Source organism: Piscibacillus halophilus (assembly GCF_900110685.1).
Taxonomy (GTDB): Bacteria; Bacillota; Bacilli; order Bacillales; family Alkalibacillaceae; genus Piscibacillus; species Piscibacillus halophilus.
In genome coordinates, this window is sequence record NZ_FOES01000008.1 from 68728 (window position 1) to 82741 (window position 14014).

Below are 14014 nucleotides of genomic sequence, written 5' to 3' on the forward strand. Positions count from 1 at the left end.
TTTATAAGTTCGACTATAATAAGGGATAAAATATCCGTGCTAAAAATTTCTTTAACCAAGTAAATTGACTGTTTGGATAGTCATACCAATCTTCATAAAATGGACTTGCATAATTAAAATCTTCCGCATAATGTTGGTAAAGCTTTTGAACCAACTGCTGATTATAGATAATTAAATTTACTTCATTATTATAATATAAACTACGCTGATCAAAATTAGCGGTTCCAATATCGCACACTTGATCGTCAATAAAGATCGCCTTTGCATGGTAAAATCCTTTTTTAAACAATTTAACCTCAGCTCCCGCTCGATGCATTTTTGATAAAAAAGGCGAGGAAGCTTCTTTAACTAATATATGATCGGAATCATGTGGATAAATGATTTGTACTTTTACCCCTTGAGCGATTTTCTCTTCCAGCAAATCTATTAACTTTTGGCTTGGGATGAAGTATGGGGAACCAATCGCGATCCGTTTTTCTGCTTGTTCAATTAGATTATAAAAAGTATGATGCAACGTCCCATTCGAGGTAGGAATGAGTTGACACTCATATTGACCTGGCTCAGATTGGTTTAATGGTAAATCTAATTCTTCATTCGTATTTAGTTTCCAGTCATGGTAGAAAACATTTAATACATCACTAACTATTTCGCCGGTGAGTCGTAAATGATAATCTCTCCAAAATGAGAATCGTGAGCTTTCATTGATGTATTCGTCTCCAATATTGTAGCCACCAATATAAGCCGTTTGACCATCCATTATAGCTATTTTACGGTGGTTTCGTCTGTGAAAAGAACGAATTGGAGACAGAAATTTTAAACGATTGCTGTAATGTATATTCACTCCAGCTTTTTTTAACTCTTCACGATCCCCTTTTTTTATAGCCATTGACCCTAATAAGTCAACTAATAAATAAACGTTGACGCCTCTAGTACTCGCATCAGCCAATAATTTAAAAAATGATTCACTAAAGTGATCGCTTTTAACAATAAAAAAAGAAACACAAACATAATGTTTTGCTGCTTGTATATCTTTAAAATATTGTTCATACAATTCTTCGCCATCATTGAAAAAATCAATGTTTGCAAGACGGTGCGGATATGCATGCTCACTAGTATCAGTTTCTAACCTTTGCTTAATCAAAAATAGTAATATCACGATTATAATAACGACTAAAACCCACACATTAGGCTCCCCCTTTTTTTGTATTATGCGATTTTGAAAGAAGGTTTATACCGAATGGATGTTTAATTTTAACATTGACTGAATGCTCATTCATTGTATAATAAGAGATAAGAAAAAGAATTTTCATGAAATTATAAAATTTTATGATAAGATGGACTAAGACAACGTCGTAAAGACTTAAGCGGGGGGAACATTTATGGAGATCTTACTTTTGATTAACTGGTTAGCATTTTTAGGTGTAACCGCTTACGGTATTTTCCTCTTTGTACAAGTAGTACGTACGCGTATTGCTTATATAAAAATGGGGAAAAAAGCAGAATTCGACCAAGACATGAAACAACGCGTTAGAGATATTTTAACGTTTGTGTTTGGTCAGAAGAAGCTATTGAAAGATAAGAAATCAGGCGCTATTCATGTCATGATGTTTTATGGGTTTTTATTAGTTCAATTTGGCGCAATCGATTTCATTTGGAAGGGGCTTGCACCTGACTCACACCTTCCACTAGGTATTTTTTATCCTGGATTCACATTTTTCCAAGAGTTAGTAACACTTACGATTTTAGTTGCTGTTGTTTGGGCATTCTACCGTCGTTATATTGAAAAACTCGTTCGTTTAAAGCGCGGCTTTAAAGCAGGACTTGTTCTTATTTTTATCGGTACACTTATGTTATCAGTATTAATGGGGAATGGTGCTGCCATTGTATGGCATAACCATGATCTAACGTGGACGGAACCAGTCGCATCGATGTTTGCTGGAGCATTCGCGTGGATGGGACCAACAGCATCAGCGGTGTTATTCTATGTTATGTGGTGGATCCACTTAATTGCACTATTAAGTTTCTTAGTGTATGTTCCACAGTCTAAGCATGCTCATTTAATTGCTGGTCCTGCGAACGTATTCTTAACAAAGGATAAGCAGCACGGTAAGCTTAAGAAAATTGACTTTGATATTGATGAGATGGAAGAATCAGATGAAGAACCGACATTTGGTGTCGGGAAAGTTGAAGATTTAGATCAATTACAACTGCTTGATTTATACGCTTGTGTTGAATGTGGCCGTTGTACAAATGTATGTCCAGCTTCAGGTTCAGGTAAAATGCTTTCACCAATGGACATCATCGTTAAATTACGTGACCATTTAACAGAAAAAGGGGCAGCGGTTACAGGTAAATCTGCTTGGGTTCCTTCATATGCCTTTGCAAAAACAACTGGTAACCAAGCGGCAGTAGATCCTAATGGTTCTTTAGCGCAACAAGTGATGGAAAAGGATTTAATAGGCGATGTTGTAACTGAAGAAGAACTATGGGCTTGTACCACATGTCGAAACTGTGAAGATCAGTGCCCAGTTATGAACCAACACGTTGATACCATTATTGATTTACGTCGTTATCTTGTGATGACAGAAGGTAAAATGGATCCTGAAGCTCAACGTGCCATGATGAACATTGAACGTCAAGGTAACCCATGGGGGCTTTCTAAGAAAGACCGTGAAAATTGGAAAGAACAAGATGAAACACTTCGCATCCCTACAGTAAAAGAGCTGAAAAAGGAAGGCGAAGAATTCGAATACCTATTTTGGGTATCATCGATGGGATCTTATGATAATCGCAGTCAGAAAATCGCTTTAGCATTCGCACGTTTAATGAATAAAGCAGGTGTGAAATTCGCTATTCTTGGTAATAAAGAGCGTAACTCAGGCGACACGGCTCGTCGTTTAGGTAACGAGTTCTTATTCCAAGAGTTGGCAGAGAAAAATATTAAAGAATTTGAGAAAAATGACGTGAAAAAGATTGTAACCATTGATCCTCACGCTTATAACATATTTAAAAATGAATATCCTGACTTCGGATTTGAAGGTGAAGTGTACCATCATACTGAATTACTCGCTCAGTTAATTGATGAAGGACGTTTAATACCAGAGCAAGCAATTAACGAAAAAATAACGTTCCATGATTCTTGTTACTTAGGCCGATACAATGACGTATATAATCCACCTCGTAAAATTTTAGAGGCAATTCCAGGTGTGCAATACGTTGAAATTGAACGTAATAAAGAAAATGGAATGTGCTGTGGTGCTGGAGGCGGAATGATGTGGTCGGAAGAGAAGACAGGTAACCGTATTAATGTTGCTCGTACGGAGCAAGCTCTTCAAGTTTCGCCTAATACGATTTCAAGTGCGTGCCCATACTGCTTAACAATGTTAACAGATGGTACGAAAGCTAAAGAAGTTGAGGAAGATGTGACAACTCAAGATGTAGCCGAAGTACTTGAGCGTTCAATTTTTGGTGAGCCAGCTAAAGTGGATCAACCAGCATAACATTGAACTTAGAACCCTCTAGCTAACTTAAGTTACTAGAGGGTTTTCTTTCTAAAGAACTAATGTAAAAACTATATGAAATATTTTTGGTTAATTTTGGAACAAAAAGATGTAAAAAGCCTCTGTATTTCTACAATAATTGTGAAATTTCCATCCATTTATTTTATAATTTTTGCAAAAATTTAAAAAAGATGTTGCAATTTGATTATTACTTTCTTAAAATAATAGATGTTAAACTTATCTGAAAAAAACAAAAATGGGGATTCTCGAATAGACTTTATGGGTTGTTTGATATGGATATAGCTGTTTCGAACTAAAATTTTCGAAAAATTTTATAAATTTTAACCCTTAAGAATTGGTCATCGAGAAAATATAACTATAGGGTGATTGAGTTGAGTAATACACTGCTAGAGATAAAAAATCTGAAAACATCCTTCAGAATTGGGGAAGAGTATTATGCAGCGGTTGATAATGTTTCTCTTAACGTAAATAAGAATGAAGTCCTAGCCATTGTTGGGGAGTCTGGCTCAGGAAAAAGTGCTCTTGCATTTTCTGTTATGGGGTTACACAATCGTGCAAAAATAGAAGGAGAAATTGTTTTTAAAGGAAGAAACATTGCTAATTTGCCTTCTAAACAAATGAATAAATTTCGAGGTAACGAGCTTGCAATGATCTTCCAAGATCCATTAACGGCGCTAAACCCATTAATGGAAATTGGTCGACAGATCGACGAAGCTCTTATTTTGCATAACAAAAATATGCCAAAAAAGAAACGAAAAGAATACATTATAGATTTGTTAGAAAAGGTCGAAATACCTAGACCTAAACATGTATATAACCAATTCCCTCATGAATTATCTGGGGGTATGAGACAACGTGTCATCATCGCAATTGCGATTGCAAATCAGCCCGAATTACTGATCGCCGATGAGCCAACGACAGCATTAGACGTTACAATTCAAGCACAGATATTAGATTTAATGCGAGAATTAAAAGATGATCTCGGCTCGGGTGTCATTCTGATTACCCACGACTTAGGTGTTGTAGCAGAGATGGCAGACCGTGTAGCAGTTATGTATGCTGGTGAAATCGTAGAAATTGCCGATGTTGAGACCTTGTTTGAAAACCCTCAACACCCTTATACTCGCTCATTATTAAGTTCAATTCCACTAGTAGATGATGCACAAGATAAACTACACGTTATTCACGGTATTGTTCCATCGCTTAAAAACTTACCGCGACAAGGTTGTAGATTTAGTGCGCGTATTCCTTGGATCGATGAAAGTGCTCATGAAGAGAATCCTGAGCTACATGAAATAAGCCCAGGCCACTTTGTTCGTTGTACGTGCTATAAACATTTCTACTTCCCAGAAGAGAACAAGGAGGAACAGAACCATGACACTGCTCAAAGTTGATGATTTAAAAGTCCATTTCCCTATTCGAGGTGGAATATTAAATAGGAAAATAGATTCAATTAAAGCTGTGGACGGTGTGAGTTTTGAAATTCAACCTGGTGAGACTTATGGTTTAGTCGGTGAATCAGGCTCTGGTAAGACCACAACTGGTAAAGCGGTAATGGGTCTGAATAAGATAACTGGTGGGGAAATATACTTTAAAGACGAATTATTAAACGCTGGTAAAAAAGTTAACATTCGAAAAGATATTCAAATGATTTTCCAAGATCCTTATTCTAGTTTGAATCCTAGAAAAAGAGTTTTAGATATTATTGCAGAGCCTCTACGAAACTATGAAAAGTTATCTAAAAAAGAAGAAAAGAAAAAGGTTCAAGAATTATTAGAGAAAGTGGGCCTATCACCAGAAAGCATTTTAAAGTATCCTCACGAATTCTCGGGTGGTCAGCGCCAACGTATTGGGGTAGCAAGGGCAATCGCTCTTAAGCCTAAGCTGATTATTATGGATGAGCCAGTGTCAGCACTAGATGTTTCCGTACAAGCTCAAGTTTTAAATTTCATGCAAGATTTACAAAAAGAATTAAATTTGACTTATTTATTTATATCCCACGATTTAGGTGTAGTTAAACATATGTGTGATCGAATTGGAATTATGTATAACGGTCGCTATGTGGAAGAAGGAACAAAAGAAGAAATCTTTAATGATCCTCAACATATTTACACTAAGAGACTAGTTGCAGCAATTCCAGATATTAATCCACAGAACCGTAAAGAAAACCTTGAATTCCGCGAAGAAGTGAAGAATGAGTTCTCAAACTCATTCAATAACTATTTCGACGAAGAAGGGTTAGCATATCAATTAAAACCAGTAACCGATACACATCGAGTAGCGTTACCAGAGAAAGGTTGATCATGAAATGTGGAAATTTATAGTTAGAAGGTTATTGATTACAACACCTCAAATCGTACTTTTAAGTGCTATTGTATTTATATTAGCGCAGTTAATGCCAGGAGACGCGCTTACTGGTTTAATAGATCCAACCGTTAAACAAGAAAGATTAGAAGAGTTGCGTGTCCAATTAGGTTTAGATAATCCATGGTACATACAATACCGTGATTGGGTTGCAGGAATTGTGCAAGGCGATTTTGGTCGATCGTTTATATATAAAATGGATGTAACTGAATTAATTGGTCAAAGAATCGTCAACACTATTTGGTTATCTGTTGTATCTGTATTCTTTATATATGCCATAGGTTTACCATTAGGAATTATTAGTGGTCGTTACAATGACCGTTTAATTGACCAATTAATTACTGGTTATACTTACATTGGTTTCGCGACACCAATCTTTATCTTTGGACTTATAGCAGTTTGGATCTTTGGATTTGTTCTAGGTTGGTTCCCAACAGGAGGTTCCGTAGCTCCTGGTTTGGATCCAGGTACACTAGAGTACTATTTAAGTAAAATACATCATGTTCTCTTACCAGCTTTATCTATTGCATTAATCGGTACAGTAGGGACAGTGCAGTATTTACGGAGTGAAATTGTCGATACAAAACAACGTGATTTTATCATTACAGCACGAGCTAAGGGTGCGTCTGAGTCTCGTGTTTATAATCGCCATATTTTCCGAAATTCAATATTACCAATAGCAGCTTTCTTCGGGTATGAGATTGTGAACTTGATTAATGGGACAGTCTTAATCGAACAAATCTTTAGTTACCCAGGGATGGGGAATCTATTCTTAGAGTCTATTGTAAGAAGAGACACGACTGTTGCTATAACACTAGTATTAATTTCTGGTATTGGCGCTATACTTGGTGCATTATTATCGGACATTATTTTAAGTATGGTAGATCCACGTATTCGTATTAAATAATTATAGGCATCAATGGGGGTGAGCATAGTGTCACGTGAACAAACACAAACGGAAATTGAAAAAAACAATGAACAAGAAAATAAAGATGTTGATAGTCAAAAGAGTTCTTCAGGATTAGTAATTTTCTGGAAAGAACTTCTTAACGATAAATTGGCTCTTGTATCACTCATCTTTTTCACATTAGTCACTTTATTTGTTTTTGGTGTCTCGTTAATTCTTGACCAAGATCAAGTAGTTAGAGTTGATTTATTTGCTATATATGAACCGCCTTCTAGTGAATTTTGGTTAGGAACTGATTATGGTGGAAGAGATGTTTTTGGTCAGTTGATTATTGGAACACGTAACTCGCTGTCAATAGGATTCTTAGTAACACTTATATCAGGTGTTATTGGCGTCGTATTTGGTGTTGTATCGGGTTATTTTGGGGGCCATGTAGATAATTTCTTAATGAGGATAGTAGATTTCTTTATGGTACTACCATTCTTCATGTTAGTTATTGTTTTTGTCTCTGTAGCTCCGGATTATAACGTGTGGACATTTTCATTAATAATGGCAGCATTTTTATGGATGGGAATTGCCAGGTTAATTAGATCAAAGGCCCTTCAAGAAAAGGAACTTGATTATGCTCAAGCGTCAAGAACTTTAGGTTCATCACATTTTAGTATTATTTTTAAACAAGTCTTACCAAACATTACATCACTAGTTGTCGTAACCATGACATTGAATTTAGCTGCTAATATTGGAATTGAATCAGGCTTATCGTTTTTAGGGTTTGGTTTTCCTGAAGATACTCCAAGTTTGGGTACATTATTAAGCTATACTACTAACCCAACAACTTTGGAAGAGCGTTGGTGGATATGGCTTCCTGCAGCAATACTCATTTTACTACTAATGCTTGCAGTGAGAAACGTTGGCGAAGCATTAAAACGTGCTGCTGATGCGCGTCAAAGACGAGCATAATTTTAATTAGTTACCTTCACTGTATTAATACAGTGTTGAGTATAAATTTTTAATCAGTCAATCGACTGAACAAACATAGGGGGAGGTAATAAAATGAGCAAATCTTTATTAGGCAAGTTTCTATTTGTCTTAATGCTCGCTTTTGTCCTTCTAATCGCTGCTTGTAGCGATGGAAGTGACGATGATTCATCTTCTGATGAAGAAGGCAATGAAGAATCTTCAGAAAATGAAGGTGAAGATGAGGAAGAAGAGGAAGCTAGTGGTGAAGGAGATCAACTTTATAGTATTGAAGATTTTTCACCTACTACTGCAAATTCCGGAGAGCCGATTGAAGGTGGCGAATTAACATATGGTCTAGTTACTGATACGGCATTTGAAGGAACATTGAACTGGGCTTTCTACTCTGGAACTTACGACGCAGAAATTTTAAATTGGTTTGATGAATCATTACTTGGTTATAGTAACGAATACCGAATTAATGATGAAGGAGCTGCAACTTACGAGGTAGATGAAGAAAACAGCTCTATCACGTTCACAATTAAAGATGGTGTCAAATGGCACGACGGTGAACCAGTAACGGCTGAGGACTGGGCTTTCGCTTATGAAACAATCTTGCACCCTGATTACGATGGTGTGCGTGGAACATCAGCTGGCTTTACTCGTTTGCTTGGTTATGAAGAGTATGTATCAGGTGAAGCTGATGAGATTGAAGGTATTGAAATCGTAGATGATCAAACGATTACATTCCACTATGATCGTTTAACTCCATCATTATTAACTGGTGGTATCTGGGGTTATCCATTAGCGAAGCACATTTTTGAAGATATTCCTGTTGCTGAAATGTCTTCATCTCCAGAAGTGCGTGAGGAACCTATTGGTTTTGGTCCTTTTAAAGTGGAAAGTGTTACTCCTGGTGAATCTGTAACACTATCTAAGTTTGAGGATTACTGGAGAGGTGAACCAAATTTAGATAAAGTAACCATTAAAACCATTAACCCAAGTACAGCAGCTAATGCTGTCGAAACAGGTGAAGTTGATTTAGTCGATAGCTTCCCAGCCGATCAGTATGCAGACAATGCTGATTTAGAAGGCGTTGATTGGTTAGGCATGATTGACCAAGCGTACACTTACATTGGTTTCAAACTAGGTGACTGGGATGCTGAAGCTGGTAAAGTTAACTACAAGCCAGAGGAAATGAAAATGGGTGACGTAGATTTACGTCGTGCTATGTGGTATGCTGTTGACAACTCAGAAGTTGGTGAGCAGTTCTACGATGGCTTACGTTGGAACGGTACAACTCTAATTCCACCTTCTCACCCAGAATACCATGACGATAGTATTGAAACACCAACGTTTGATCCAGACAAAGCAAATCAAATCCTAGATGATGCTGGATACGAAGATGTTGATGGTGACGGTTTCCGTGAAGATCCAGATGGAGAAGAACTAGTCATTAACTTTGCGACTATGTCTGGTGGAGACGTAGCTCAGCCATTAGCTAACTATTACATGCAAAGCTGGGAGCGCGTTGGCTTAAATGTTGAACTAGTTGACGGTCGTCTACTTGAATTTAACAGCTTTTATGATCGTGTAGGTCAAAGAGGTGAAGACGATCCTGAAATTGATATCTATCAGGGTGCATGGAGCGTTGGTTATGACGTAGACCCAACTGGTTTATATGGCAAAGAAGCACTATTTAACTTCCCGCGTTATGAAAGTGAGAAGAATGATGAATTATTAGCTGAAGGTGTTTCTGAAGAAGCATTTGATACAGAATATCGTAAAGAAGTATATAGTGAATGGCAAGAATTTATGGTAGAGGAAATTCCAGTATTCCCTACTTTATATCGTTCGATTGTAGTCCCTGCAAACGAACGTGTTGTTAACTGGGATATTACAGTTGAAGGAACAAACACTAGATATTCCGAAGTTGGTGTAACTGAATAATTTTATACTAAATAGACTCAAGGGTACCATAACCCTTGAGTCTATTTTTGGTTATTAACTTACTTTTTGTAAGTTAATTTGATATAATAGTTATAGAAAAACGAAAGAGAGTGATGATATGTCTTTTCATAAGTTGCCGACAAAACATATTGATCAATTATCATTAAATGTAAGTAACCTTGATCAATCAATCACATTTTATAGAGAGATGCTAGGTATGAAGCTGTTAGAGCAATCGGAACGGCAAGCAGTATTTACGTTTGATGGGAAAAACCCAATTTTGACAATTGAACAACCAAATGATGTAAAACCCCTGGATCGTCGTAAAACGGGTTTATTTCACGTTGCCTATTTAGTTCCAACTAGAGCTGATTTAGCCAACGTTGTTTATCATTTTTGGAGAAATCAGCTTCCTGTGCAAGGAGCATCCGACCATCGCGTATCGGAAGCGCTTTATTTGGCTGACCCTGATGGAAACGGAATTGAAATTTATCGAGACCGTGACCCTGAAGAGTGGAAATGGCAAGGAAATGAAGTGGTCATGGACACGATTCCATTAGACATCCAAGGTTTATTAAAAGAGCGTACTGAAGAAGGTTGGGATGGTTTTACGAGTGATTCAATGATAGGACATATCCACTTACAAGTCGATGACTTAAAGGACGTTCAACCATTCTATGAAAAACTGGGATTTGATGTTGTAGCTAAGTATGGTCCTCAAGCATTATTTATGTCCGATAACCGATATCATCATCACATCGGCTTAAACGTGTGGAATAGTCGTGGTGGTACGAAAAGAGATGATCATGAGGTCGGTCTTAACTGGTATTCGATAAAAATGACAGAGGGAGACCGTCATCATGTCAAAGAGTCGTTTGGTGAGCAGGTTCAAGATACAGAAGCAGGTTACTTTTTAGAAGACCCAGCAGGAATAACGATAAGAATTTAACTAAATGAGCTTAGGAAGATCCTAAGCTCATTTATTATAATCCCATAAAATACTCCATTCCCCTTGTACCTCGGCAGTATATACATCTTGTACGATCGTAAAATTTCCATATTTACCTTTGTAAGTCTTGTAAACTTTAAATAGGAAGGCTCGATCTATAGGTTCAACTCCACTTTCCATAGACCAATCTTGAACTTCAGTTGGATCACTAATGGTATATGTATAAGTATCAACACCGAAATGATTCATGAAGACATGAGGGCGATCTTGTAAATAATGACTCTTCTCAAATTTTTGTTGCATTTGAGGATGAAACATCTCCCATGATTCAGAAAACGTTCCTTTCTGTTCTAGTTTATAAAATTGATGAACGGCTTCAGCTGCCTGCTCCTCAGAAGATTTTGTGAAGCTTAGAAAACTAATAAATAATAAAATGATAATACCGACAAACAAAACCAGCACCATAATCGCTTTACCATTGCCTTTCCTCATGAAGAAGCCCCCTCTAGCAGTCCATACTCCATTTTATTAAAGTAGGTACAAGTTTATTAAAAAATATTGGACGAAATTCATTTAAAGGCGACATGTTGTCTTTAAAATCCTATAAAGTCGATATAACTACCTAAATATTAAATATCCTAATAAAATTCATAAAATTGTGTGATTGAGCGAGCGTTCAGTCGGATTTATGTTATAATAATGTTAGCGTTTACAAAGAGAAGAAAAGGGAGGAATCATGGTGTCAAAAACAGTGATTGTATCAGGTGCTAGAACACCTTTTGGTAAATTTGGTGGAGGGCTGGCCCCTTTAACGGCGGCTCAATTAGGAGGCATTGCGATCAAAGAAGCACTTAAGCGTGCATCTATTGATGGGAAAGATGTGCAAGAAGTGATTATGGGGACGGTATTACAAGGTGGTCAAGGTCAGCTTCCGTCGCGTCAGGCGATGCGTTATGCGGATATTCCTTGGGAGACCAAAACTGAAACAATCAATAAAGTGTGTGCATCCGGTATGCGCAGTGTGGCACTTGGAGATATGATGATTCGATTAGGAGAGGAAGACACCATTGTTGCTGGTGGAATGGAAAGTATGAGCAACGCACCATATTTCATGCCAAATGCTCGTTGGGGCATGCGCATGGGAGACCAAAAAGTTGTCGATATGATGGTGTATGACGGATTAACTTGTTCCTTTGAAAATGTTCATATGGGATCATATGGAAACCGTACAGCAAACAAGTTCGAACTGTCACGAGAAGATCAAGACAACTGGGCAGCTCAAAGTCATGAACGTGCACTTAAAGCGATTGAGGAAGGTAAATTAGCTGAGGAAATCGTGCCAGTTGAGGTCCCACAGCGTAAAGGCGACCCAGTTGTCGTTGACCAAGATGAAGCACCACGCCCGGGTACAACGCCTGAAAAATTAGCAAAGCTTCGCCCAGCGTTTGATAAAGACGGAACGATTACAGCTGGGAACGCGCCAGGCGTGAACGATGGAGCTGCAGCCATGGTCTTAATGTCGGAAGAAAGAGCAAAGACTGAAGGTAAAGATCCATTAGCTTACGTCATTGGCCATGCCGAAGTGGCAGTTGAAGCAGGCCGATTCCCTGAGACACCAGGAATCGTGATTAATAAATTATTAGAGAAAACAGGTTACAACCTTGATGATATTGATTTATTCGAAGTGAACGAAGCATTCGCAGCGGTATCACTTGCCAGTGGAAAGATTGCGGGATTAGATCCTGAAAAAGTAAATGTCAATGGTGGAGCGGTAGCACTCGGACATCCAATTGGAGCAAGTGGGGCTCGTATCACATTAACGTTAGCTTATGAACTTAAACGTCGCGGCGGTGGGTTAGGTATTGCCTCGATTTGCTCAGGCGGAGGTCAAGGCGACGCGTTATTAATCGAGGTACCGAAACAATAGATCAATAGATCAACAGATTGAAAGGAAGGGTATTCATGACAATCAAAAACATTATGGTCATTGGAGCTGGCCAAATGGGGTCAGGAATTGCACAAGTGTTTGCACAATCAGGTTTTGATGTAAAACTCAACGATCTATCAGAAGAAGCCTTACAGGAAGGCTTGGCTTCAATGGAGAAAATTTTATCTCGCAATGTAGAAAAAGGCCGTATGACGGAAGGAGAAAAAACAGCAACATTAGATAATATTACAACATCTACATCCTTAGATGATGCGAGCGATCGTGACTTAGTTATTGAAGCAGTTGTGGAAAACATGGACGTTAAAACACAAGTATTTCAAAAGTTAGATGAAGTGACACCTGAGCATGCGATTTTAGCAACCAATACATCGTCACTTCCCATTACCGACATCGCAGCAGTAACAAAACGTCCAGATCAAGTGATTGGAATGCACTTCATGAATCCAGTTCCTGTGATGAAACTAGTTGAAGTGATTCGTGCGATTCAAACATCAGATGAGACCTATCAAACCATCGAGGAGACAGCAAAAGCGTTGGGTAAAATGCCAGTTGAGGTTAATGACTACCCAGGATTTGTTTCCAATCGTGTTTTAATGCCAATGATTAACGAAGCGATTTATACCGTATATGAAGGTGTTGCTGAGCCTGAAGCAGTTGATGAAGTAATGAAGCTCGGGATGAATCATCCAATGGGTCCATTAACGTTAGCTGATTTTATTGGACTTGATACGTGCTTATACATTATGGAAGTTCTATATGAAGGGTTTGGTGATAGCAAATATCGACCATGTCCATTATTGAAAAAGTATGTGAGTGCCGGTTGGTTAGGTAAAAAATCAGGCCGCGGTTTTTACGTGTACGAGTAGGAGGGCAACAAGATGAATTTAAACTTCACGGATGAACAGAACATGATGCGTAAAATGGTTCGCGATTTTGCTCAACAAGAAGTAGCACCAGCTGTTGAGCGTATGGAAGCTGAGGATCGATTTCCCGTTGAGTTAATTGAAAAAATGGGAGAGCTCGGAATTTTAGGGATTCCTATTCCTGAAGAGCATGGCGGTGCAGGAATGGATTATGTTTCTTACATAATCGCCATCCATGAATGTGTGCCCGGCATGGGCTATAACTTGGTGGTGAAAGTCCACTACAGGCCTGGCAGTAGGAACTGTTAGCTAATGGCAAGGGTGTCCACCGTGAGGTGGAATCTGAAGGAAGCCTAAGGCAAAATCCTGAACTGACGAACAGAAACTGTATATAAGGCTGAATTGGAACGGATGAGTTTGCATTACAAAACGAAGTCCTATACTGCACGAATTCCATACAGTAAATACAGCAGTTATATGGGAGGAAGGTTATAGCTCTTACCCGGGGAGGTCTTGCAAGGGTTCCCGACAAGAGGGAAGAAATTTTCCACAGGA

The 14014-nt window shown here is 38.2% G+C and carries 11 protein-coding genes and 1 pseudogene; 10 read left to right on the forward strand and 2 right to left on the reverse strand.

Annotated features, from left to right (window positions below; all coding sequences use genetic code 11):
* Positions 1-13 precede the first annotated feature (13 nt).
* Complete coding sequence (locus BMY57_RS06045) at positions 14-1183, reverse strand: phospholipase D-like domain-containing protein (protein WP_091773131.1); 1170 nt, start codon at positions 1181-1183, stop codon at positions 14-16.
* Positions 1184-1379: 196 nt separating this feature from the next.
* Between BMY57_RS06045 and BMY57_RS06050 the strand changes: the two genes are divergently transcribed.
* The 7 genes from BMY57_RS06050 to BMY57_RS06080 all read left to right on the forward strand — a co-directional run bounded on the left by BMY57_RS06050 (position 1380) and on the right by BMY57_RS06080 (position 10648).
* The gene (locus BMY57_RS06050) at positions 1380-3500 is read left to right on the forward strand and encodes a (Fe-S)-binding protein (RefSeq protein ID WP_091773132.1); all 2121 of its coding nucleotides are present in this window, start codon (positions 1380-1382) and stop codon (positions 3498-3500) included.
* Between the two features lie 392 nt (positions 3501-3892).
* Complete coding sequence (locus BMY57_RS06055; protein ID WP_091773133.1) at positions 3893-4915, forward strand: ABC transporter ATP-binding protein; 1023 nt, start codon at positions 3893-3895, stop codon at positions 4913-4915.
* A complete protein-coding gene (locus BMY57_RS06060; RefSeq protein WP_091773134.1) occupies positions 4896-5822 on the forward strand; it encodes an ABC transporter ATP-binding protein in 927 nt (308 codons plus the stop codon). The genes BMY57_RS06055 and BMY57_RS06060 overlap by 20 nt, the downstream gene beginning before the upstream one ends.
* Positions 5823-5829: 7 nt before the next feature.
* Positions 5830-6792 carry an oligopeptide ABC transporter permease gene (opp4B, locus tag BMY57_RS06065; protein WP_091773135.1) on the forward strand — a complete coding sequence of 321 codons (963 nt, stop codon included), beginning with the start codon at positions 5830-5832 and terminating at the stop codon, positions 6790-6792.
* 27 nt (positions 6793-6819) lie between these two features.
* On the forward strand, positions 6820-7752 hold the full coding sequence (locus BMY57_RS06070; RefSeq protein ID WP_256205254.1) for an ABC transporter permease: 933 nt from the start codon (positions 6820-6822) through the stop codon (positions 7750-7752).
* 93 nt (positions 7753-7845) lie between these two features.
* On the forward strand, positions 7846-9699 hold the full coding sequence (gene opp4A / locus BMY57_RS06075; protein WP_091773137.1) for an oligopeptide ABC transporter substrate-binding protein: 1854 nt from the start codon (positions 7846-7848) through the stop codon (positions 9697-9699).
* A gap of 118 nt (positions 9700-9817) precedes the next feature.
* Positions 9818-10648, forward strand: a complete 831-nt coding sequence (locus BMY57_RS06080; protein ID WP_091773138.1) for a VOC family protein — start codon at positions 9818-9820, stop codon at positions 10646-10648.
* Between the two features lie 27 nt (positions 10649-10675).
* Here BMY57_RS06080 and BMY57_RS06085 read toward each other — a convergent pair whose 3' ends face one another.
* Positions 10676-11140, reverse strand: a complete 465-nt coding sequence (locus BMY57_RS06085; RefSeq protein ID WP_091773139.1) for a hypothetical protein — start codon at positions 11138-11140, stop codon at positions 10676-10678.
* 247 nt (positions 11141-11387) lie between these two features.
* Here BMY57_RS06085 and BMY57_RS06090 point away from each other — a divergent pair, with 247 nt between their 5' ends.
* The 3 genes and pseudogenes from BMY57_RS06090 to BMY57_RS06100 all read left to right on the forward strand — a co-directional run.
* Positions 11388-12575 (forward strand): acetyl-CoA C-acetyltransferase, encoded by a 1188-nt coding sequence (locus tag BMY57_RS06090; RefSeq protein ID WP_091773140.1) that lies wholly within the window; start codon positions 11388-11390, stop codon positions 12573-12575.
* Between the two features lie 35 nt (positions 12576-12610).
* Positions 12611-13462: a 3-hydroxybutyryl-CoA dehydrogenase gene (locus BMY57_RS06095; RefSeq protein ID WP_091773141.1), complete on the forward strand. Its 852-nt coding sequence runs from the start codon at positions 12611-12613 to the stop codon at positions 13460-13462.
* A gap of 12 nt (positions 13463-13474) precedes the next feature.
* Positions 13475-13756: pseudogene (locus BMY57_RS06100) on the forward strand (acyl-CoA dehydrogenase family protein); the annotation flags it as partial.
* Between the last annotated feature and the right edge of the window lie 258 nt (positions 13757-14014).

Coding starts and splice junctions, on each gene's coding strand:
- BMY57_RS06050 (WP_091773132.1), top strand. CDS start 1,380: ATGGAGATCTTACTTTTGATTAACTGGTTAGCATTTTTAGGTGTAACC.
- BMY57_RS06060 (WP_091773134.1), top strand. CDS start 4,896: ATGACACTGCTCAAAGTTGATGATTTAAAAGTCCATTTCCCTATTCGA.
- opp4B (WP_091773135.1), top strand. CDS start 5,830: ATGTGGAAATTTATAGTTAGAAGGTTATTGATTACAACACCTCAAATC.
- opp4A (WP_091773137.1), top strand. CDS start 7,846: ATGAGCAAATCTTTATTAGGCAAGTTTCTATTTGTCTTAATGCTCGCT.
- BMY57_RS06080 (WP_091773138.1), top strand. CDS start 9,818: ATGTCTTTTCATAAGTTGCCGACAAAACATATTGATCAATTATCATTA.
- BMY57_RS06085 (WP_091773139.1), bottom strand. CDS start 11,140: ATGAGGAAAGGCAATGGTAAAGCGATTATGGTGCTGGTTTTGTTTGTC.
- BMY57_RS06095 (WP_091773141.1), top strand. CDS start 12,611: ATGACAATCAAAAACATTATGGTCATTGGAGCTGGCCAAATGGGGTCA.